We start from the raw sequence: 20,430 nt of genomic DNA on the forward strand, positions 1-20,430 counted from the left end.
GACGTTTACTCCAGCAGCGGGCTGCGGTCCGTCAGTTGCTTCAGCACCTCGGTCAATGACATCCCCCTCGCCCGCTCCAGCGCCACGCCTAGGGCTTTCAGATCTGCGCGCGCCTGGGCGTCCTTGGTTCCGACCCGGTCGGCGAGCTCGCTCAGCAGGGCGAGACCCAGGTCAACGTCTTCGTCACCCGCCACGGACTTCCCGTCTCGAATCACCTTCCCCGCACGTTCGAGCAACGAGGCAGCCCGGCCCGCCAATCGCTCGTCGGCGAACAGTAAGGGAGCAACGGGCAGTGCGACCCTTTCGATGAGCGTGATCCACTCCCGACCAGCCTCGGTGCTCGCGAGCAGTTGGTCGCGGACCCGTCGCATTGCGTCCACCTCGGTCTGGCGCTTCAGCAGCCGCAGTCCGATCAGGTCGAAGGCGCAGATGGTCTGCTGGGCGAGGGCCAGCAGACCCGCTTTGGCGTCACGCTTGATGAGCGTCGGGTCCGGCGGATGGAAGGAATCTTCCGCGCTGCGAACCACCGGGCCCGTTTCGATAGTGAAGCCGTACGTTTTACGGAGTGTGGGATGCGCGATGTGCCGACTGTAGGCGTAATCGCTCTGAGTGCCGGTGGTGGCGTATAGCACCCATGCCTTCTGCGGGGTGTACACGCGCCCGCGTACCGCCGCGATCGCGTCGACGACCCGTTGCGCGACGGTTGTGAAGCGCAGCAGGTCTTGGGGCGGGATGTACTCCCGATAGCCCGGGGTACCGATGGGCGCGCAGGTTCCAGTGGGCAGGTTCGTGAACCGCTCCGCCGGGTTGTCCGTCTGGCTGTCGGCGTGGCCCCACGGATACAGGACGAGTTCAGAGTAGGAGTGCACGTCCGCGAAACTGTGGATGGGCTGCGTGTCCAGCAGGTGTTTGACGTTGCGGGTTTCTGGCTCGGAGAACGCGCGAGACCCGACGAAGGCCACGTGGCAGGGGCTACATGAGGTGTGGTCGTTAGTCACGCCCCAGAGGATGTCCGCGTTGCGGTTGAGGTCGACCCCATCGCATGCGGTGCCCGGGTTGTCATGAAGGTTCTTGCGCCACATGCTGTCGACGGTCATCACCCGGTCACGGCCGTCGGGGTTGCAGCAGGGCACGATCCACACATCGAGGCTCTCCAGAATGAGCTTGACGTCCAGGGCGGTCCAAGTCCGTCCGCCGTACACGACGTCAGTGCCGTTCAGGTAGCTCACGACGAGGTCGACGGCAAGTTCCACCAGGGCGTCGGGGTTCATCAACTCGCGCGCGTGGGTGCCGCCCACGAACAGGACACCCCGGCGGTTTCCGCCCGCGCCGGCTCGCAGCCGCAGGGCGAACACCGGGCGCCCCTGGATGGAGGACTCGGGCAGTTGGGTCCTCGTGCACAGTTGCGGGAACCATGCGGCGAGAAATGAGGTCACCGAATCGAGCTGAGCGACCGTCCGGTACATCACGCGCCCCCCAACCGCTCGATGCCCTGGACGCGCTCCTCCAGCCAAGCCCTGACCGAGTCGTCCTGTTCCACCAGTTCGACGGGGAGCGGCCGCACCGGTATCGAGGCGTGCAAATGGACTTCGTAGCCGCTCTCCAAGAGTCGTCGGCACTCATCCGGGATGACGAGCACCCGAACCCTGCCCTCCGCATCGGGGATCCAGTCCAGATCCAGATCTGCGACGCCGTGGAGATCGAGGTTCATCGCACCCGGGTGGACCGTGGCGTCGAAACGCACCGTGGGGTTTTCACCCTCGGCGTCCCGGGGTGGATGCCGTTGTGCGCGTTCGGACGGTTCGTTCATATCCGTCTCCCTCGGTGCATATCCGTCTTGCTGAGGAACCACAGCCGACGGGCGCGCAGATGCGCGGGGAGGGACAGCAGAAACAGAGCACGGCGCCGACCAGGAAGGGGATGGCCGGGAAAGATCAGCTTCCCTGAGTGGTCGAAGCGGCTGGCACGGTCTGAGCGATGAAAGCGGCCCGGTCACCGCAACCACCGAGATCCGAAGAAGCTGACTAAACCTAACAATCCACCACTACTGCCGATACTGGAACCGGGCTGGTCCGCTGTCAACTTCGACGCCAGAACTGGTAGTTGACGCCTCCAGAACCACTGATCAGCACCTCTCGCACAACGGGGGAACCTCAACCCCCAACGATCGAGTTCCTGTTGGCGAGGTCTTGGCGGAGGAGTCCTGGCATGCCTCTCAATGGGCACCCTGAGCGACGCACAAGATTATTTCAGTACCACGTACGGAATCTCATGCCTTCACCATCCCAACCGGACTCAAACTCCGGATTGAAATTTCAAGTTCCGGAAAATAAAAGCTCACTGGAGTGCAAGTCCACTGGAGTGACGAACCGGTACCAAGCAGGCAGATGAGGGCCCAGGGAATCCGCCCAAGGTCAACCATTTTTACGCCATAGCACCCCGTCGACACGAGCAGTCATCGGGTGTAGCACTTAAGCAAGAAAGGCCATCAGGGAGGGGTCCCATGCAATTTGTCTGCTCGTTCGTACCCGCCCACATCCTCGACCACATTGCGAGGGTCCATGCGCGGGAAAGCCTCGATCCAACTGACGCCCAGCGATCTGCCGTTTTATCAGAGGAGTTTCGCAGGGCGCGGACCCAGGCCCCCTTGTCCGTGCCGAACACGCCCGCTCTGCAAGAGCTCGGCGAGGGACTGGTCGAAGGTATCCAGATCCCCCAGCCTGGATCGGCCGGCGTCGTGATCTATGACGATCTGCATCAGTGGACGTACAACGTGCAGGCCGTCCGTGGCGAGGGAGACCCGGCCGTGCCCGGCCAGAACGCCAACGACGCGTACGACCACATGCACAAGGTCCTGCAGTACTACCGGGACAAGCTCGGACGCAATTCGCTGGACAATTCCGGACTGAACGTGATCACTAACGTGAATTTCGGAGTCGGATTCGATAACGCGTTCTTCGACCCGACCGCGCTACTCATGGTATTCGGGAACGGCAGCAATGTTGTCTTCCGAGACCTGACCGGTGACATCGACGTGGCCGCCCACGAACTCACCCACGGCGTGACTCAATTCACCAGCGGGCTGAACTACACTGCCGACCAAAGCGGCGCCCTAAATGAGTCGTTCAGCGACATGATTGCCTCGGCGATCGACGCATGGGTCAATGGCCACGACGCAGCCAGTCACGACTGGCTTATTGGCGATGACATCATGGCACCAAACCTCAACGGTGAGGCGCTGCGCAGCATGGCGGAACCCGGCACCGCGTACGACAACCCCGTTATGGGTCGCGATCCGCAACCGCGTGACATGAGCGGCTATTTCGAACCTGCGGACCCGCACCTGATGTCGGGCATCACCAACCGTTGGTTCTACCTGATCTGCCGCGAAATAGGCATCAACGAAGGCGCTCTGATCATGTATCAGACGCTGCAGAACCTGTGGCCGACAGCCAAGTTCAGTGATGCCGCCTCGGTCGCCGCATCTCAGGCAGCGATCCTCGCCACGAACAAGAAGGTGTCCCGCGACGCTCCTCAGGTGGTACGGGCCACGGCGCGACAGCAAGGCATCTGGTAGCAGCACGACAAGCCCCTTTCCTGCGGTAATGGCACCTGCTGGCAGGGGCCCTGCACCGTACTTCGCCGCCATGCCGTCCCACGGTGGGAGGCCCCCGGACCGTCTTGAGTTCTAGTGGTTGTCGCAACACCCCAGTTCACGGGGTGCGATGGACTTCGAGATCCGCAAGGACAATAGGCCGGGGGCCGGGAAGCTGGCTTTATTCACGAGTAGCGGTTCTGGCCCGCTTTCCGTGATGCGCGCACGCTGAGTGACGGCTGGTGCTCTGATCAGGCTTCGGGAAATTGCGTGAAAATAGCCAGGGCCGACCTTGGTGTGGTCGACAGTGCAGCGTCGTGGAAGAGACGTCGCCCCGCCTGGAGGGTCTGCTGTTGCCGTCCATCGCGGATGTGTCGGTGCTGTCGCTGGAGGTGAGTCATGAGGCGATACGCATCGATCTCTGCAGTACGGCGGCCGGGGCGGCATGCCCGGACTGTGGGAGCGAGTCGACCCGGGTGCACAGCTCTTACCTGCGGTTTCCTGCGGACGTACCGAGTGGCGGACGTCTGGTGGTCCTCCGACTGCGAGTCCGGCGGTTCTTCTGTCCGGAGTCTTCCTGCGCTCGGCGGACGTTCGCTGAGCAGATGCCGGGACTGACCCGGCGGCACAGCAGGTGGACGGAGCGGTTGCGGGCGACTCTTGCCACGGTGGGTCCCGCCCGTGCCTTCGCGTCCTGGTCCCCGATCCCGAGGGGAAGCCGACGAACCGGCGCCCCCCGGGGAGAAGGCGGACTCTCCATGGCGGAGCGAGCGGTTCGCCAACCGCGTCCGAACCAGGCACGCCACGGTCCACGCGCTGCTGGAAGCCGGCCACAGCCGCCGTTCCATCGGGCGTCAGCTCCAGATGACCCACCACACCGTCAAAAGCCTCGCCGACGCTGCGAAGCCGGAAGACCTCTTTCGAGGCCAGTGGCAGCACAACAGGACCTCCGTCCTCGACGAGTACAAGCCCTGCCCGGACGAACGCTGGGACGAGGGCTGTACCAGCGCCTGGAAGCTCTGGGAAGAGATCGTCCCCCTTGGGCTATCGCGGCAGCTACGGCCGGGTCAGCGCCTACCTGCGAGAGAAGCCCACCTCGCCACGGCCGGTCACCGCGCAACCGCCGGCACCCCGCGTGGTGACGAGACGGATCCTCAGCCGACCCGAGACGCTGACCGGGCGCGCTGGAAGCAGGCGTACGGCAAGTGACCGACAGGGCAGAGTCTCAAGCAGACTCGTGATCAGCCGCCGTTGACGTCGTACAGCCTCCAGGCCGGGTAGCGCACGGCCGTGCCTCCCTGCTCGCCACCGTCCAGAAGCTTTCGGCGTTGCAGCATCAGCCGCAGGTGGCGTGCCGCGTCGTTGTCGTCGTCGGGTCCCGGATCGAGCAGCACGGCGCTTGAGGCAGGGCTGTCGGAGGTCCTTACAAGCGCGTCGGCCGGGTGCCCGTTGACGCACTCGCCGAGTGTGACGGTTGCTCCGGCAGGTGCGGACAGTACCTGGTAAAGGCGCCGCAGCAGTTCGTCTCCATTGTTTTCACGGGTGAGAGGAGCGCGTTCGACGGCGTCCTGAAGTGCGGCGGCGACACCGCCTTGACGGTGCCAGAGGTCCTTGTCTCCCAACATGCCGACCCGCGACTGCCCGACTGGGCCGTCCACCCGCTGCCCGAGGATTCCCTGGAACTGCTCGCTGAGTGGTCCCAAGCGACTGACTGGCCCGCTGCCGAAGGTTTCCTCCGCACGCACGCCAACCGGCTCCAGCAACCTGGCCTACGACACGACCTCGACCTGGCTGCGGCCCTCTTTCCCGGCGATGAGGCCATCGACAGCCTGGCAGCCGTCCTTGCCGAAGCCGATTCCCAAGGCTTCGACACCGTCCTGGACTACGGGCGGCGCAACCACAACGCGCGGGTGCTACTCCAGGCATGGATCGACACGTCGACCTGGACGGGCTCCAGAGACTTCCTGGACGAGCACAACAGCGCCCTGCGCCAGCCCGAGATCGAAACCCTCCTCGCCGACAGCCACGACCCGATCGCCCGCCAGCACGCGGCCATTCTCGAACTCACCGCCGAACTCCCCCACGACCAGGTCTACGAGATCGTCACCAACCTGGATACCGCCACCGAACACGCCTTCCACGCCATCGACCAGGCAGACATCACATTCCTTCGCCGCATCCTGGACGCCCACACGAACCCGATGACCAACGCACCCGGGGCCCTGTTCGCCACCGTCATATCCCTGGCCAACAACCACACTGCCGAAGCTGGCCAACTCGCCAAGCTAATCGCTCAGCACGCCACCCACGTCCAGCGCCGCGCCTACGCCATCCACCTACGCACCCTCGCCCAGCACAACAGTGAACTCGCCCCCGCGGAAGAACTCGCCGACCTTATCGATCCCGACAACAACTCCTGACGAGGCACCCACACCCCGCAGCCCCAACCCCGCACGACCCGCAGCTGAGCGCGGCTCACCCTTCCGCCGGCGGAAAGCGCACGCTGGGCGATGGCAGGTCTGGCCGAACGCACACAGCCCAGCTCCCGCAACCACCCGCGAGATGACGCCCTCGGGTACGCGGAGCCGCCGCACGCTTGGTTGGATCAGAGGTTGCATCACCCAGCGCCCCCGACATCGGTCTCCAACCGGCGGAGCGGTACAAGGCCGCGGTGCTCCATCGGGGCAGTTTTCAGTACGGGCCGTTTCCGGTGCAGCACTCTCGTCAGATGACCGTTGTATACCAGTCCTCCGGCGACCAGCACCTCGAACGTGATCATGCCCAGTTCGGCAATTGCCAGCCCACACGGAACCTGCTGCCGGAGCACCCCAGAACGGGCGCAGCGGAGGAAGTTGCACGTCCTTACCGACACCCTGCGGCCTCAACACGGCCTCACGATCTTGAAATGCAGCCCGAGAGACGCGACCAAGACGGTCGACGACAACCGCAATCGCTCACATCGTCGCAGGTCAGAGGGGTCCTCTACTCCCCGAGTCACACCGCGCCTCGAACTCGCGAGCAGCGGATTCAGTCCGTTCAGGCAAAGTTGACACTCCGACACCCAAAAATGAACGTTTCCGCAGGTCAGAGACCTGCACAGGTAGGGCGGGTGGGACTCGAACCCACGGCCGACGGATTATGAGTCCGCTGCTCTAACCGGCTGAGCTACCGCCCCATTACGGCGCGTCGCGCACATTTGTGCGCGCCGTCTGCCGCAGCATAGCCGCTCATACGATCTCCTGCTTCGGATGGTCGACTTCGCCTGCCCTGGAGGACCCCACCTGGGGCGGAGCGGTTCCCGAGGACATGAAAAAGGACCCCGACGGGGTCCTCGTTCGCCTGCTCTCCCGACTGGACTCGAACCAGTAACCTGCCGGTTAACAGCCGGCTGCTCTGCCAATTGAGCTACGGAAGACCGAAGCTCCCCCGACTGGACTCGAACCAGTAACCTGCCGGTTAACAGCCGGCTGCTCTGCCAATTGAGCTACAGGGGATTGCCTCGTTGCATCGAACGTACCTCCCTGGGTATTCGCCAGGGGGCGTGCGCTCGCTGCGACACATACATTAGCGCAAGCAGGGGGGTGCTCCGCCAATCGGTAATCCCCGCCTGCGACCGACGCCGCCGCAAGGGACCGACTCACAAGAGAAGGGTGGCCGCCATGCGCTACCGGCTCACGTTCGTCGCCGGACTGGCCCTGGGATACGTGCTCGGCACGCGTGCCGGGCGCGAGCGCTACGAGCAGCTGAGGAAGACCGCACAGCAGGTCGCTCAGAACCCGGCGGTGCGCAACACCGCCGAGTCCGCGGCCCAGCAGGGGCGCGAGTTCGCCGGCAAGGCGTACCACGCGGTGAGCGAGAAGGTCGGTGACCGGGTCCCCGACTCGGTGGCCGAGAGGGTCCGCCACCTGCGGGAGCGCAACACGAACGGCACGCGTACCGACGACGACTGGGGCACCAGCAACACGTGACCGGTGGGGCCGCCTCCGCCGGACCGGTACGGCCTGCTCCGGTCGTACGGCAGAATTTCCGCCATGGGGATAGTCGCCGGGTTGGACAGTTCGCCCGATTTCACTCGCATCGTGGTCTGCGACGCGGACAGCGGAGCCGTGCTCAGGCAGGGGTATGCCCCGCATCCGATGGACGGCATGTCCGAGGGTGGCCGGCCCTCGGACGTCGACCCGCAGGCCTGGCTGCTGTCCCTGGGCGAGGCCGCGGGCGGCGGGCTCCTCGAAGGCGTTCAGGCCATCGGAGTGTCCGCGCAGCAGAACGGGCTCGTGCCGGTGGACACCCAGGGCAACACGGTGCGTCCGGCGATGGTCGGCGGTGACAAGCGGGCGCAGGTCGCGGCGGCCGACCTGGTCGACGCCCTCGGCGGACGCGAGGCCTGGGCGCAGGCCGTGGGCTGCGTGCCGCAGGCGGCTCAGCCGGTGACGAAGCTGCGCTGGCTCGCGAAGAACGAACCCGAGGCGGCGCTGCGCACCAGCGTGCTGCTGCAGGCGCACGACTGGCTGGTGTGGCAGCTGCTCGGCCGCCCGGCCCGCCGGACCACCGACCGGGGCGGGGCCTCCGGGACCGGCTACTGGTCGGCGGCGACCGGCGCGTACCGGCCCGATCTCGTGGAACTGGCGCTCGGGCACCAGGCGCTGCTGCCCGATGTGCTGGGGCCGTGGGAGGCCGCGGGGACGACGCCCGAGGGGCTGCTGATCTCGGCGGGGACGGGCGAGACGATGGCCGCGGCGTTCGGTCTGGGCATCGGGCTCGGGGACGCGGTGGTGTCGCTCGGCGCCTCCGGTTCCGTGATGGCCGTGCACCACGAGGCGCTCGTCGACTCCTCCGGAATGATCACCTCGCTGGCGGACGCGACCGGGATGCACCTGCCGGTCGTCACCACGCTCAATGCCGTACGGGCCCTGCGCGGGGCCGCCGAACTGCTCGGCGTGCCGGACCTGGAGGCCCTGTCGGACCTGGCGATGAAATCCACCCCGGGCTCCCACGGGCTGGTGCTGCTGCCCTATCTGGAGGGCGAGCGGACGCCCAACCTGCCGCACACGGCGGGGACGCTGGCCGGGCTGCGCCGGGAGTCGATGAAGCCCGAGCACCTGGCGCGGGCCGCCTTCGAGGGCATGCTGTGCGGGCTCGCGGACGCACTGGACGTGCTGCGCAAGCGGGGCGTGGAGGTGCGGCGGATCTTCCTGCTGGGCCAGGCCGCCGAGCTGAGCGCGGTGCAGGCCTGCGCGCCCGCGCTGCTCGGTACGCAGATCGTGGTGCCGCAGCCCGCGGACTACGCGGCGCTGGGCGCGGCCCGGCAGGCGGCCTGGGCGCTCGGTACCTCGCAGGGCACCATCCAGCCGGGGCTGCCCCCCGTCTGGCAGGGCGCCGCCGCGCAGATCCTGGAGCCCGGCGAGGAGCTGGCGGTGGGCCAGGCGGTGCGCCAGCAGTACGTGTCGGTGCGGAACCAGACCCACCCGGGCGCCTTCCGGTCCTGAGGCCTCGCGGAGCCCGGGCGACTCGAACGGCCTACGGCTTCGGACCGAGGCCCGGTCGGCTCTTGGACCTCTCTTGGCTTAATCAGTTGAGGTAACACGGGTGGAGTGTTCGACGATAGGGGCCAAGGGCAACCAACCGCCCCGCCGCCGACCCCGAGAGACCCAGCGTGCTCATACGACTCCTGCGTACCTATCTCACGCCCTACAAGAAACCCATCGCCCTGCTCGTACTGCTGCAGTTCCTGCAGACCTGCGCCACGCTCTACCTGCCCACGCTGAACGCGGACATCATCGACAACGGTGTCGTCGACGGCGACACGGGCTACATCCTGACCTTCGGCGCCCTGATGATCGGCATCTCGCTGGCCCAGGTCGTCTGCAACATCGGGGCCGTCTACTACGGCGCCCGTACGGCCGCCGCGGTCGGACGGGACATCCGGGCCGCCATCTTCGACCGGGTGCAGTCGTTCTCCGCGCGTGAGGTCGGTCACTTCGGCGCGCCGTCGCTGATCACCCGCACGACGAACGACGTGCAGCAGGTGCAGATGCTCACCCTGATGACGTTCACGCTGCTGGTGTCGGCGCCGATCATGTGCGTCGGCGGCATCGTCCTGGCCCTCGGTCTCGACGTACCGCTGTCCGGGGTGCTGCTCGCCGTCGTGCCGGTGCTCGGGATCTCGGTGAGCCTCATCGTGCGCCGGCTGCGTCCGCTGTTCCGCACGATGCAGGTGCGGCTCGACACGGTGAACCGGGTGCTGCGCGAGCAGATCACCGGCAACCGCGTCATCCGGGCCTTCGTGCGCGACGGGTACGAGGAGGAGCGCTTCCGGAAGGCGAACGCCGACCTCACCGAGGTGTCCCTCGGGACCGGGCGGATGCTGGCGCTGATGTTCCCCATCGTCATGACGGTGGTGAACGTGTCGTCGGTCGCGGTGGTGTGGTTCGGTGCCCACCGGATCGACAGCGGCGGGATGCAGATCGGCGCGCTGACCGCGTTCCTCGCCTATCTGATGCAGATCGTCATGTCCGTGATGATGGCCACCTTCATGTTCATGATGGTGCCGCGCGCGGAGGTGTGCGCCGAGCGCATCCAGGAGGTCCTGGACACCTCCAGCAGTGTGGTTCCGCCGAAGGCTCCGGTCCTGGAGCTGCGGCGGCACGGGCATCTGGAGATCCGGGGCGCCGGGTTCCGCTACCCGGGTGCCGAGGAGCCGGTGCTGAGGACCATCGACCTGGTGGCCCTGCCGGGTGAGACCACCGCCGTGATCGGCTCGACCGGCAGCGGCAAGTCCACGCTGCTCGGGCTGGTCCCCCGGCTGTTCGACGCCACCGACGGCCAGGTGCTGGTGGACGGCGTCGACGTACGCACGGTCGAGCCGCGGCTGCTCGCGCGCACGGTCGGCCTCGTACCGCAGAAGCCGTACCTCTTCGCGGGCACGGTGGCGACCAATCTCCGGTACGGGAATCCGGACGCGACCGACGAGGAGCTGTGGCACGCGCTGGAGGTGGCGCAGGCCAAGGGGTTCGTGGAAGGGCTTGAGAACGGTCTCGACGCGACGATCGCGCAGGGCGGGACGAATGTGTCGGGCGGCCAGCGGCAGCGGCTCGCCATCGCCCGGACCCTGGTGCAGCGCCCCGAGATCTACCTCTTCGACGACTCCTTCTCGGCGCTCGACTACGCGACGGACGCGGCGCTGCGCCGGGCCCTCGGCGAGGAGACCGCCGAGGCGACCGTCGTGATCGTCGCCCAGCGGGTGTCGACCATCCGTGACGCCGACCGGATCGTGGTCCTCGACGAGGGCCGGGTCGTCGGCTCGGGCCGCCACCACGAACTGATGGCGACGAACGAGACATACCGGGAGATCGTGCTCTCCCAGCTGACGGAAGCGGAGGCAGCCTGATGGCCGGGCCCATGGGGCGGATGATGGCCGGGACGGGCCCCGACCATCACTCGATGGACTTCAAGGGGTCCGGCAAGCGGCTCCTGTCACACTTCAAGCCGGAACGCACCACTCTGTACGTGATGCTCGTCGCCGTGGTGTTCAGCGTCGGCCTGTCGGTCCTCGGGCCGAAGATCCTGGGCCGGGCCACCGACCTCGTCTTCGCCGGAGTCGTCGGACGGGAGATGCCCGCCGGCCAGACGAAGGCCGAGGCCCTCGCGGCGATGCGGGAGCGCGGCGACGGCGGCATGGCCGACATGCTCTCCGGTACGGACTTCACCCCGGGCGAGGGCATCGACTTCGGCGCGGTCGGCGAGGTGCTGCTGCTCGCTCTCGTGGCGTTCCTGGTCGCCGGTCTGCTGATGACCGTGGCGACGCGGCTGGTGAACCGGGCCGTCAACAAGACGATGTACAACATGCGCGAGGACGTGCAGACGAAGCTGTCGCGGCTGCCGTTGTCGTACTTCGACAAGCGGCAGCGCGGTGAGGTGCTCAGCCGCGCCACGAACGACATCGACAACATCGGGCAGACCCTCCAGCAGTCGATGGGCCAGCTGGTCAACTCGCTGCTGACCATCGTCGGTGTGCTGGCGATGATGTTCTGGGTGTCGTGGCTGCTCGCGCTCGTCGCGCTGGTCACCGTGCCGCTGTCGTTCTTCGTCGCCACCCGGGTGGGCAAGCGGTCGCAGCCGCACTTCGTGCAGCAGTGGCGGACCACCGGCAAGCTCAACGCGCACATCGAGGAGATGTACACCGGCCACAACCTCGTCAAGGTCTTCGGGCGGCAGGACGAGTCGGCGGCGCAGTTCGCCGAGGAGAACGAGAAGCTGTACGAGGCCGGGTTCCGGGCGCAGTTCAACAGCGGGGTCATGCAGCCGCTGATGATGTTCGTGTCGAACCTGAACTATGTGCTGGTGGCCGTGGTCGGCGGCCTGCGTGTCGCCTCGGGCGCCCTCTCGATCGGTGACGTCCAGGCCTTCATCCAGTACTCCCGGCAGTTCTCCATGCCGCTCACCCAGGTCGCCTCGATGGCGAACCTCGTGCAGTCCGGGGTCGCTTCGGCGGAGCGGATCTTCGAACTGCTGGACGCGGAGGAGCAGGAGGCCGACCCGGTGACGGGCGCGCGTCCGGAGGAACTCCGGGGCCGGGTGGCGCTGGAGGGCGTCTCCTTCCGGTACGACCCCGAGAAGCCGCTCATCGAGGACCTGTCGCTGAAGGTGGAACCGGGGCACACGGTCGCGATCGTCGGCCCCACGGGCGCCGGCAAGACGACCCTGGTCAACCTGTTGATGCGGTTCTACGAAGTCACGGGCGGGCGTATCACCCTCGACGGGGTCGACATCGCGAAGATGTCCCGGGACGAACTGCGGGCCGGGATCGGCATGGTGCTGCAGGACACCTGGCTGTTCGGCGGGACGATCGCGGAGAACATCGCGTACGGGGCTTCGCGTGAGGTCACGCGTGGGGAGATCGAGGAGGCGGCTCGGGCCGCCCATGCCGACCGGTTCGTCCGGACGTTGCCCGATGGGTACGACACCGTCATCGACGACGAGGGATCGGGGGTGAGCGCCGGTGAGAAGCAGCTCATCACCATCGCTCGGGCGTTCCTGTCCGATCCGGTGATCCTTGTGCTCGACGAGGCGACGAGTTCTGTCGACACCCGTACCGAGGTGTTGATCCAGAAGGCGATGGCGAAGCTCGCGCACGGGCGGACGTCGTTCGTCATCGCGCATCGTCTGTCGACGATCCGCGATGCCGACACGATCCTCGTCATGGAGAACGGTTCCATCGTCGAACAGGGCGCCCACACGGACCTCCTGGCAGCGGACGGCGCGTACGCCCGCCTCTACAAGGCCCAGTTCGCGGAGGCTGTGGTGGAGGTGGACTGAGGGGTGGCCGGGGGGCCGGCGGGTTTTCTCGCCCCCGCCGCCCCTACCCGTCCCGTCCCTGGGGGCTCCGCCCCCAGACCCCCGCTGTCGCGCTGCCGCGCTCGTCCTCAAACGCCGGACGGGCTGAAGGTGCTCGACCGCGATGTCCGAGGTGGCGGCTACGCTCGCGACATGGCTCTCAATACGTCCTCGGACGCCCCCATCCCCGTCGGTGAGGTGTCGCGGCTCATCGGGGGATGGATCGACCGGCTCGGGGCGGTGTGGGTGGAGGGGCAGATCACCCAGTTGTCGCGGCGGCCGGGCGCGGGTGTGGTGTTTCTGACGCTGCGCGATCCGTCGTACGACATCTCGGTGAGCGTGACCTGCTACCGCCAGGTGTTCGACGCGGTCGCCGACGTGGTGAGCGAGGGCGCCCGGGTCGTCGTACTCGCGAAGCCCGAGTGGTACGCGCCGCGTGGGCAGCTGTCGTTGCGGGCCGCCGAGATAAAGCCCGTGGGTGTGGGTGAACTGCTCGCCCGGCTGGAGCAGTTGAAGAAGTCCCTCGCCGCCGAAGGGCTGTTCGCGGCCGAGCGCAAGAAGCCGCTGCCCTTCCTGCCCCAGCTCATCGGGCTCGTCTGCGGCCGAGCCTCCGCGGCCGAGCGGGACGTGCTGGAGAACGCGCGCCACCGCTGGCCCGCCGTCCGCTTCGAGGTGCGCAACGTCGCCGTGCAGGGCGTCCACGCCGTCCCCCAGGTCGTCCAGGCCGTGAAGGAACTGGACGGGCTCGACGACGTGGACGTGATCATCGTGGCGCGCGGCGGCGGCAGCGTGGAGGACCTGCTCCCGTTCTCGGACGAGCAGCTCGTACGGGCGGTCGCGTCCTGCCGCACGCCGGTCGTGTCGGCCATCGGGCACGAACCCGACAACCCGCTGCTCGACCACGTGGCGGACCTGCGTGCCTCCACCCCGACCGACGCGGCGAAGAAGGTCGTCCCGGACGTCGGCGAGGAGTACGAGCGCGTCCAGTTCCTGCGGGACCGCGCCCGCCGCAGCGTCCAGTCCCTCATCGACCGGGAGGAGAGGGGCCTCGCCCAGGCGCTGGCCCGCCCCTCGATAGAGGATCCGCACCGCATGGTCGACGAGCGCGCGGACCATGTCGCCTCGCTGCTCGACCGCGGTCGTCGCACGCTCGGGCACCTCCTCGACCGCGCCGACTCGGAGCTGACGCACACGCACGCACGCGTGGTGGCCCTCTCCCCCGCCGCGACCCTCAAGCGGGGGTATGCGGTGCTGCAGAAGTCCGACGGTCACGCGGTCCGGTCCCCGGACGAGGTGACGGCGGAGGAGTCCCTGCGGGCGCGGGTCGCCGAGGGCGAGTTCACGGTACGAGTCGATGTCTGAGGCAGACCCTAGGGTGGGCGCATGACCAGCAGGACGGACGAGGCGCTCGGGTACGAGCAGGCACGGGACGAGCTCATCGAGGTCGTACGTCGCCTGGAGGCGGGCGGTACGACACTTGAGGAGTCGCTCGCCCTGTGGGAGCGGGGCGAGGAGTTGGCGAAGGTGTGCCGGCGGTGGCTGGACGGCGCCCGCGCCCGACTCGACGCGGCTCTGGCGGGAGAGGGAGCCGAGGAGGAGTCCGGCGGCTCCGGCTCCGAGTAGCTCAGGGACCTGTGCCTGACGGCCGTCGCGCACGACTGTCACGGCTGTCACGGCTGTCACGGCTGTCAGGCACGGGAACCCCTCCCGAAACACCCTTCGTGCCCACGTTCACACCCGCTTCGCCAACCCCCGCGGCCTGTGAACCGGATCACCATGCTCCAGTTTTGGTTGAATACTAAACTTCATCGACGTACCTTCGGGAGTGCAAGGCGATCCCCCACAGGGTTCGACACACTCCCCGAAAAGGTTGATTCATGTCCCTCGTCCTCGACCCCACCGCTCAGGACCTGCTCTTCCGCGAGGCCCGCACCGCGAACGCCTTCACCGACGAGCCCGTCTCCGAGGAGCAGGTGCAGGCGATCTACGACCTGGTCAAGTTCGGCCCGACCGCCTTCAACCAGTCCCCGCTGCGCATCACCCTGGTCCGCTCCGCCGAGGCCCGCGAGCGCCTGGTGCAGCACATGTCCGAGGGCAACCAGCCGAAGACGGCCACCGCCCCGCTCGTCGCGATCCTCTCCGCGGACAACGAGTTCCACGAGGAACTCCCGCACCTCTTCCCGCACTTCCCGCAGGCCAAGGACGTCTTCTTCGCCGAGCGCCCGGCCCGTGAGGGTGCCGCCACCGTCAACGCCGCGCTGCAGGCCGCGTACTTCATCATCGGTGTCCGCGCCGCCGGCCTGGCCGCCGGTCCGATGACGGGCTTCGACTTCGCGGGCGTCCAGAAGGAGTTCCTGGACGACGACCACACCCCGCTGATGGTGGTCAACATCGGCAAGCCGGGCGAGAACGCCTGGTTCCCGCGCTCCCCGCGCCTCGAGGCCGACCAGGTCATCACGACGGTCTGAGCCTCGCCGCATGCATGACGACGGCCCCCGGCACGAATGCCGGGGGCCGTCGTCATGCGTACGGGACCTACTCCGTCTTCAGGGCCTCGGCCATCTTCGTCAGCTGCGCGAAGGACGCCGTGCCGGTCACGACCGTCGTGGAGCCCTTCTCCCGGAGGACGAGGGCGTCGTACTTCGCGCCCTCGTACCGCTGCCAGGAGCGCTCGCCGATGCGCTGCGTCCTGTCCGTCTCCTCGGCACCCTGGCTCGCGTCGTCGATGAACGTGACGGGCTTCTGAGTCGACTGCTCGATCGCCACGTACTCACCGTCGGGGTCGTGGAAGCCGAGGTGCCACGCGTCGAAGTCGGCGCCCTGGAACCGCACCGACGTGGCCTTCCACTGCTTGGACAGACCCTCGGGCGCCGCCACCGGATAGGCGGCAGCGCGGCGTGCCGTGAGGAGTTCCACGCGGTAGTCGACCCGCTTGAGAGGGGGCTCCGAGTCGTCATTGGGAATGAAGACGTAGATGAAGCCCGCGACTATGCCGATCAGGCCCAGGGACAACACCATGTCCCGGACCGACTGCTTGCCTTTCATACCTGCCACGCCCCCATCGTCGCAGGTGTACTGGTCTGCTCATCCGTGGGCCCCCCTGCTCATTTTGTCGGACTGAGGATAGAGTCGGCCCGAACCCTCATCCGGCCGTCGTCGTATCAGAAAGGTGCGCTCCGATGACCGAGCATCACTTGCCGTCCGAACTCGAGGTCCCGTCCGAGGCCCCCGACCGAAACCTCGCCCTTGAGCTCGTCCGGGTCACCGAAGCCGCCGCCATGGCCGCGGGCCGCTGGGTCGGCCGCGGCGACAAGAACGGCGCCGACGGCGCTGCCGTACGGGCCATGCGGACCCTCGTCTCCACCGTCTCGATGAACGGCGTCGTCGTCATCGGCGAGGGCGAGAAGGACGAGGCCCCGATGCTCTTCAACGGGGAGCGCGTCGGAGACGGGACAGGCCCCGAGTGCGACATCGCCGTCGACCCGATCGACGGCACCACGCTCACCGCGAAGGGCATGACGAACGCGATCGCGGTGCTGGCCGCCGCCGACCGCGGCACCATGTTCGACCCGTCCGCGGTCTTCTACATGGACAAGCTGGTCACCGGCCCCGAGGCCGCCGACTTCGTCGACATCAACGCGCCCGTGTCCGTGAACATCCGCCGGGTCGCCAAGGCCAAGCGCGTCACGCCCGAGGACGTCACGGTCGTCATCCTCGACCGGCCGCGCCACGACGGCATCATCAAGGAGATCCGGGAGACCGGCGCCCGTATCAAGCTCATCTCCGACGGCGATGTCGCGGGCTCGATCCTGGCACTGCGCGAGGGCACCGGCATCGACCTGCTGCTCGGCATCGGCGGTACGCCCGAGGGCATCATCTCCGCCTGTGCGGTGAAGTGCCTGGGCGGCACGATCCAGGGCAAGTTGTGGCCCAAGGACGACGAGGAGCGCGCCCGGGCCGTCGACGCGGGCCACGACCTCGACCGGGTCCTGTTCACCGACGACCTGGTCTCCGGCGAGAACGTCTTCTTCGTCGCGACCGGGATCACCGACGGTGAACTGCTTCGGGGGGTTCGCTATCGGCCCGAGACCGCGACGACCGACTCGATCGTGATGCGGTCCAAGTCGGGGACGGTGCGGCAGATCAACTCGGAGCACCGGCTGGCGAAGCTGCGGGCGTACAGCGCGATCGACTTCGACCGCGCGAAGTAGCTCCGCCGGCTGCGCCGTTGACCGGCGCTGTACGGCAACGGCTGATTCTTGTACGCCGATGGGGCGCCCCTTGTGCGGAGGGGCGCCCCATCGGTGTGAGTGTCAGCCGGCCGCTGCTATCGGGCCTGTGGCGCGGGCCGCCTTCTGCAGTTCGAGGTCGCGGCGGCGGCGCCGGGCCAGGACGACGCGGCGCTCGGCGGCGGTGAGACCGCCCCACACCCCGTACGGCTCGGGTTGCAGCAGTGCGTGCTCGCGGCATTCGACCATCACCGGACAGCGTGCGCAGACCCGCTTTGCCGCCTCCTCCCGGGACAGCCGGGCCGCGGTGGGTTCTTTCGAGGGCGCGAAGAACAGCCCGGCCTCGTCGCGGCGGCACACGGCCTCCGTGTGCCAAGGGGCGTCCTGGTCCCTGTCGCGCACCGGTGCCGGCTGGGGCGGAACGGCGGCGACCTGCAGGGACTGATGCGGCGGATGCAGCACGGTCTACTCCTGACGACGGCTTCGCGAGCGAGAGACGATGCAGCAAGGCCTACCCGCTGTACGCGCGCCTATGCACTCAGTTCCGAAGCGCGGGAGATCCCGACCGGCACTGGACCGTCACTACTGGACCAATACCCTCCGCTCGCCGCGAAATTCGCGACCGTCAATGCCCGAGGTGTTTGCGCAACTTGGCGTTCACCCGGTCCCCGACCCGGTCGAGGATGTCCTCGATCAGCTTGCCCCGCTTGGGTTTTGCCTCGATATTTCCCAGTACGGCCAGTCCGTCCACGTACACCACCGGTGCGTCGTGGTCCGCCGAATCGAGCGTGTCCACCTCGAAGTTGCCGAGGACCCCACCGCCGTTGCCGCGCAACGACACGTTCTCCGGGACTCGGACCTCGACGTTGCCGAAGACCGCTATCGCCTTGATCACGACCTGCTGATGCTCGAAGACCGCCTCGCTGAGGTCTATCTCCACGCTGCCGAAGATCGCGTACGCGTGCGTGCGGCGGCCGATGCGCCAGCGGCCCTTGCGGACGGCCGCGCTGAACACCGCCACCACGTTCTCCTCGGCGACCGGGGGGACCGTGCCCGGGGTGGGGCGGTTCGGCGCCGGGGCGAACGTCGCCGCCGGGCGGGACCGGTGGGCCACCGGCAGGTCCGCGACGAGGGGCTCCAGCTCGCCGACGGTCTTCGCGCGGAAGACGTCCTCGACCCGCTCGGAGTGCTCCTCCGCGGTGAGGCGGCCCTCGGCGAGGGCCTCGCGCAGGATGTCCGCCGTCCGGTCGCGGTCGGCGTCGGACGCCCGGAGGTCGGTCTGCTTCCGGAGGTCGGGTGCGGGCGAGGTGCGCTTCTCTAGGTCCACGACAGCAGCGTACCCAAACGCGATAGATCGCGACTAGAGGGTGTGGACGGCGAACTGAGCCTTACCTCACAAGCTCGGTGTCGGCAGCAGGTTCTACGCTGGTGTGCGCCCGCCAACGGAGGCCGGCCGCTGTCTGTCGATGAAGGATTTGGCGAGATGCCTGAGTTCGCGTACACCGATCTGCTCCCCCAGGGAGAGGACACCACCCCGTATCGGCTGGTGACCTCCGAGGGTGTCTCCACCTTCGAGGCCGACGGGCGCACGTTCCTCAAGGTGGAGCCGGAGGCTCTGCGCACGCTCGCCGCCGAGGCCATCCACGACATCCAGCACTATCTGCGGTCGGCGCACCTCGCCCAGCTGCGGCGCATCATCGACGACCCCGAGGCGTCGAACAACGACAAGTTCGTCGCGCTGGACCTCCTGAAGAACGCGAACATCGCCGCCGCGGGCGTGCTGCCCATGTGCCAGGACACCGGCACGGCGATCGTCATGGGCAAACGCGGGCAGAACGTGCTCACCGAGGGCGGCGACGAGGCCGCGCTGAGCCGCGGCATCTACGACGCCTACCTGAACCTCAACCTGCGGTACTCGCAGATGGCCCCGCTGACCATGTGGGACGAGAAGAACACCGGCTCCAACCTGCCCGCCCAGATCGAGCTGTACGCGACCGACGGCGGCGCCTACAAGTTCCTCTTCATGGCCAAGGGCGGCGGCTCGGCCAACAAGTCGTTCCTGTACCAGGAGACGAAGGCCGTCCTGAACGAGTCCTCCATGATGAAGTTCCTGGAGGAGAAGATCCGCTCCCTGGGGACCGCGGCCTGCCCGCCGTACCACCTGGCGATCGTCGTCGGCGGTACGAGCGCGGAGTACGCCCTGAAGACCGCGAAGTACGCCTCCGCGCACTACCTGGACGAGATTCCGGCCGAGGGCTCCGAGCTCGGACACGGCTTCCGGGACAAGGAGCTGGAGGAGAAGGTCTTCGAGCTGACGCAGCGGATCGGGATCGGCGCGCAGTTCGGCGGCAAGTACTTCTGCCACGACGTGCGTGTGGTGCGGCTGCCGCGGCACGGGGCGTCCTGCCCGGTCGCCATCGCCGTGTCCTGCTCCGCGGACCGGCAGGCCGTCGCGAAGATCACCGCCGAGGGCGTCTTCCTTGAGCAGCTGGAGACCGACCCGGCGCGGTTCCTGCCGGAGACCACGGACGAGCACCTCGACGAGGCGTCCGACGTCGTCAAGATCGACCTGAACCAGCCCATGGACGACATCCTCGCCGAGCTCACCAAGTTCCCGGTGAAGACCCGGCTGTCCCTCTCCGGGCCGCTCGTCGTGGCGCGGGACATCGCGCACGCCAAGATCAAGGAGCGGCTGGACGCGGGCGAGGAGATGCCGCAGTACCTGAAGGACCACCCCGTGTACTACGCGGGGCCGGCCAAGACTCCCGAGGGGTACGCGTCCGGGTCGTTCGGGCCCACGACGGCCGGGCGGATGGACTCGTACGTGGAGCAGTTCCAGGCGGCGGGTGGATCCAAGGTGATGCTGGCCAAGGGCAACCGGTCCGCACAGGTCACCAACGCTTGTGACGCCCACGGTGGTTTCTATCTCGGCTCCATCGGGGGCCCCGCCGCGCGGCTTGCGCAGGACTGCATCAAGAAGGTCGAGGTCGTCGAGTACGAGGAGCTCGGGATGGAGGCCGTGTGGAAGATCGAGGTGGAGGACTTCCCGGCGTTCATCGTCGTCGACGACAAGGGCAACGACTTCTTCAAGGACCCGGCGCCTGCTCCGACGTTCACGTCGATTCCTGTGCGGGGGCCTGGGCTGGGTTAGCCGGTTGGTCGCGACAGGACTTTTTTCGCCCCCGCCGCCCCTACCCATTCCCGTCCCTTACTCAGGGGCTTCGCCCCCGAACCCCCAAAAGACTGCGCAGTTCCCCGCGCCCCTTTTAGGGG

At 67.6% G+C, this 20,430-nt stretch carries 18 protein-coding genes and 3 tRNA genes; 12 read left to right on the top strand and 9 right to left on the bottom strand.

Annotated elements, in window-relative coordinates; translation table 11 throughout:
- Positions 1-5: 5 nt before the first annotated feature.
- Complete coding sequence (locus AOK17_RS26190; RefSeq protein ID WP_157881393.1) at positions 6-1,466, bottom strand: M14 family zinc carboxypeptidase; 1,461 nt, start codon at positions 1,464-1,466, stop codon at positions 6-8.
- Positions 1,466-1,810 carry a hypothetical protein gene (locus AOK17_RS26195; protein ID WP_157881394.1) on the bottom strand — a complete coding sequence of 115 codons (345 nt, stop codon included), beginning with the start codon at positions 1,808-1,810 and terminating at the stop codon, positions 1,466-1,468. Before AOK17_RS26195 ends, AOK17_RS26190 begins: the two co-directional genes overlap by 1 nt.
- A 693-nt stretch (positions 1,811-2,503) precedes the next feature.
- On the opposite strand from AOK17_RS26195, the gene AOK17_RS26200 reads away from it, so the two are divergent.
- Both AOK17_RS26200 and AOK17_RS54010 read left to right on the top strand, forming a co-directional pair.
- A complete protein-coding gene (locus AOK17_RS26200) occupies positions 2,504-3,577 on the top strand; it encodes a M4 family metallopeptidase (protein ID WP_063997290.1) in 1,074 nt (357 codons plus the stop codon).
- A 494-nt stretch (positions 3,578-4,071) separates the two neighbouring features.
- Positions 4,072-4,737 (top strand): hypothetical protein, encoded by a 666-nt coding sequence (locus AOK17_RS54010; RefSeq protein WP_425424635.1) that lies wholly within the window; start codon positions 4,072-4,074, stop codon positions 4,735-4,737.
- Between the two features lie 99 nt (positions 4,738-4,836).
- Here the strand turns inward: AOK17_RS54010 and AOK17_RS50840 are convergent, their stop codons facing one another.
- The gene (locus tag AOK17_RS50840; RefSeq protein ID WP_157881396.1) at positions 4,837-4,989 is read right to left on the bottom strand and encodes a hypothetical protein; all 153 of its coding nucleotides are present in this window, start codon (positions 4,987-4,989) and stop codon (positions 4,837-4,839) included.
- A 48-nt stretch (positions 4,990-5,037) separates the two neighbouring features.
- Here AOK17_RS50840 and AOK17_RS26205 point away from each other — a divergent pair, with 48 nt between their 5' ends.
- Positions 5,038-6,015, top strand: a complete 978-nt coding sequence (locus AOK17_RS26205) for a hypothetical protein (protein WP_055615008.1) — start codon at positions 5,038-5,040, stop codon at positions 6,013-6,015.
- Between the two features lie 681 nt (positions 6,016-6,696).
- On the opposite strand, the gene AOK17_RS26210 is transcribed toward AOK17_RS26205, so the two are convergent.
- The 3 genes from AOK17_RS26210 to AOK17_RS26220 all read right to left on the bottom strand — a co-directional run bounded on the left by AOK17_RS26210 (position 6,697) and on the right by AOK17_RS26220 (position 7,089).
- Positions 6,697-6,770, bottom strand: a tRNA-Ile gene (locus AOK17_RS26210).
- A gap of 167 nt (positions 6,771-6,937) precedes the next feature.
- Positions 6,938-7,010: transfer RNA gene (locus AOK17_RS26215), tRNA-Asn, on the bottom strand.
- A gap of 6 nt (positions 7,011-7,016) precedes the next feature.
- Positions 7,017-7,089 (bottom strand) — tRNA-Asn (locus AOK17_RS26220).
- Between the two features lie 165 nt (positions 7,090-7,254).
- On the opposite strand from AOK17_RS26220, the gene AOK17_RS26225 reads away from it, so the two are divergent.
- The 7 genes from AOK17_RS26225 (at position 7,255) to AOK17_RS26255 (ending at position 15,396) form a co-directional block, all read left to right on the top strand.
- Complete coding sequence (locus AOK17_RS26225; RefSeq protein ID WP_055615009.1) at positions 7,255-7,563, top strand: YtxH domain-containing protein; 309 nt, start codon at positions 7,255-7,257, stop codon at positions 7,561-7,563.
- A 63-nt stretch (positions 7,564-7,626) separates the two neighbouring features.
- A complete protein-coding gene (locus AOK17_RS26230) occupies positions 7,627-9,081 on the top strand; it encodes an FGGY family carbohydrate kinase (RefSeq protein WP_079053292.1) in 1,455 nt (484 codons plus the stop codon).
- A gap of 167 nt (positions 9,082-9,248) precedes the next feature.
- A complete protein-coding gene (locus AOK17_RS26235; RefSeq protein WP_055615011.1) occupies positions 9,249-10,982 on the top strand; it encodes an ABC transporter ATP-binding protein in 1,734 nt (577 codons plus the stop codon).
- Complete coding sequence (locus AOK17_RS26240; RefSeq protein ID WP_055615012.1) at positions 10,982-12,910, top strand: ABC transporter ATP-binding protein; 1,929 nt, start codon at positions 10,982-10,984, stop codon at positions 12,908-12,910. Before AOK17_RS26235 ends, AOK17_RS26240 begins: the two co-directional genes overlap by 1 nt.
- A gap of 171 nt (positions 12,911-13,081) precedes the next feature.
- The gene (gene xseA, locus AOK17_RS26245) at positions 13,082-14,290 is read left to right on the top strand and encodes an exodeoxyribonuclease VII large subunit (RefSeq protein WP_055615013.1); all 1,209 of its coding nucleotides are present in this window, start codon (positions 13,082-13,084) and stop codon (positions 14,288-14,290) included.
- A 21-nt stretch (positions 14,291-14,311) separates the two neighbouring features.
- Positions 14,312-14,551, top strand: coding sequence for an exodeoxyribonuclease VII small subunit (locus AOK17_RS26250; RefSeq protein WP_055615014.1), 240 nt, complete (start codon positions 14,312-14,314; stop codon positions 14,549-14,551).
- A gap of 254 nt (positions 14,552-14,805) precedes the next feature.
- The gene (locus AOK17_RS26255) at positions 14,806-15,396 is read left to right on the top strand and encodes a malonic semialdehyde reductase (RefSeq protein WP_055615015.1); all 591 of its coding nucleotides are present in this window, start codon (positions 14,806-14,808) and stop codon (positions 15,394-15,396) included.
- A gap of 67 nt (positions 15,397-15,463) precedes the next feature.
- Here AOK17_RS26255 and AOK17_RS26260 read toward each other — a convergent pair whose 3' ends face one another.
- On the bottom strand, positions 15,464-15,982 hold the full coding sequence (locus AOK17_RS26260; protein WP_055615016.1) for a DUF4245 domain-containing protein: 519 nt from the start codon (positions 15,980-15,982) through the stop codon (positions 15,464-15,466).
- A 125-nt stretch (positions 15,983-16,107) separates the two neighbouring features.
- Here AOK17_RS26260 and glpX point away from each other — a divergent pair, with 125 nt between their 5' ends.
- Entirely contained in the window at positions 16,108-17,139 is a 1,032-nt protein-coding gene (glpX, locus tag AOK17_RS26265) for a class II fructose-bisphosphatase (RefSeq protein WP_055615017.1), read from the top strand.
- Between the two features lie 102 nt (positions 17,140-17,241).
- On the opposite strand, the gene AOK17_RS26270 is transcribed toward glpX, so the two are convergent.
- Complete coding sequence (locus AOK17_RS26270) at positions 17,242-17,619, bottom strand: WhiB family transcriptional regulator (RefSeq protein WP_055615018.1); 378 nt, start codon at positions 17,617-17,619, stop codon at positions 17,242-17,244.
- Positions 17,620-17,782: 163 nt separating this feature from the next.
- The gene (locus AOK17_RS26275; RefSeq protein ID WP_055615019.1) at positions 17,783-18,484 is read right to left on the bottom strand and encodes a DUF1707 SHOCT-like domain-containing protein; all 702 of its coding nucleotides are present in this window, start codon (positions 18,482-18,484) and stop codon (positions 17,783-17,785) included.
- Positions 18,485-18,640: 156 nt separating this feature from the next.
- On the opposite strand from AOK17_RS26275, the gene AOK17_RS26280 reads away from it, so the two are divergent.
- Positions 18,641-20,308 carry a fumarate hydratase gene (locus AOK17_RS26280; RefSeq protein WP_055615020.1) on the top strand — a complete coding sequence of 556 codons (1,668 nt, stop codon included), beginning with the start codon at positions 18,641-18,643 and terminating at the stop codon, positions 20,306-20,308.
- Positions 20,309-20,430 lie beyond the last annotated feature (122 nt).

Origin of the sequence: Streptomyces phaeochromogenes (genome assembly GCF_001418655.1) — a bacterium.
Taxonomy (GTDB): domain Bacteria; phylum Actinomycetota; class Actinomycetes; order Streptomycetales; family Streptomycetaceae; genus Streptomyces; species Streptomyces phaeochromogenes.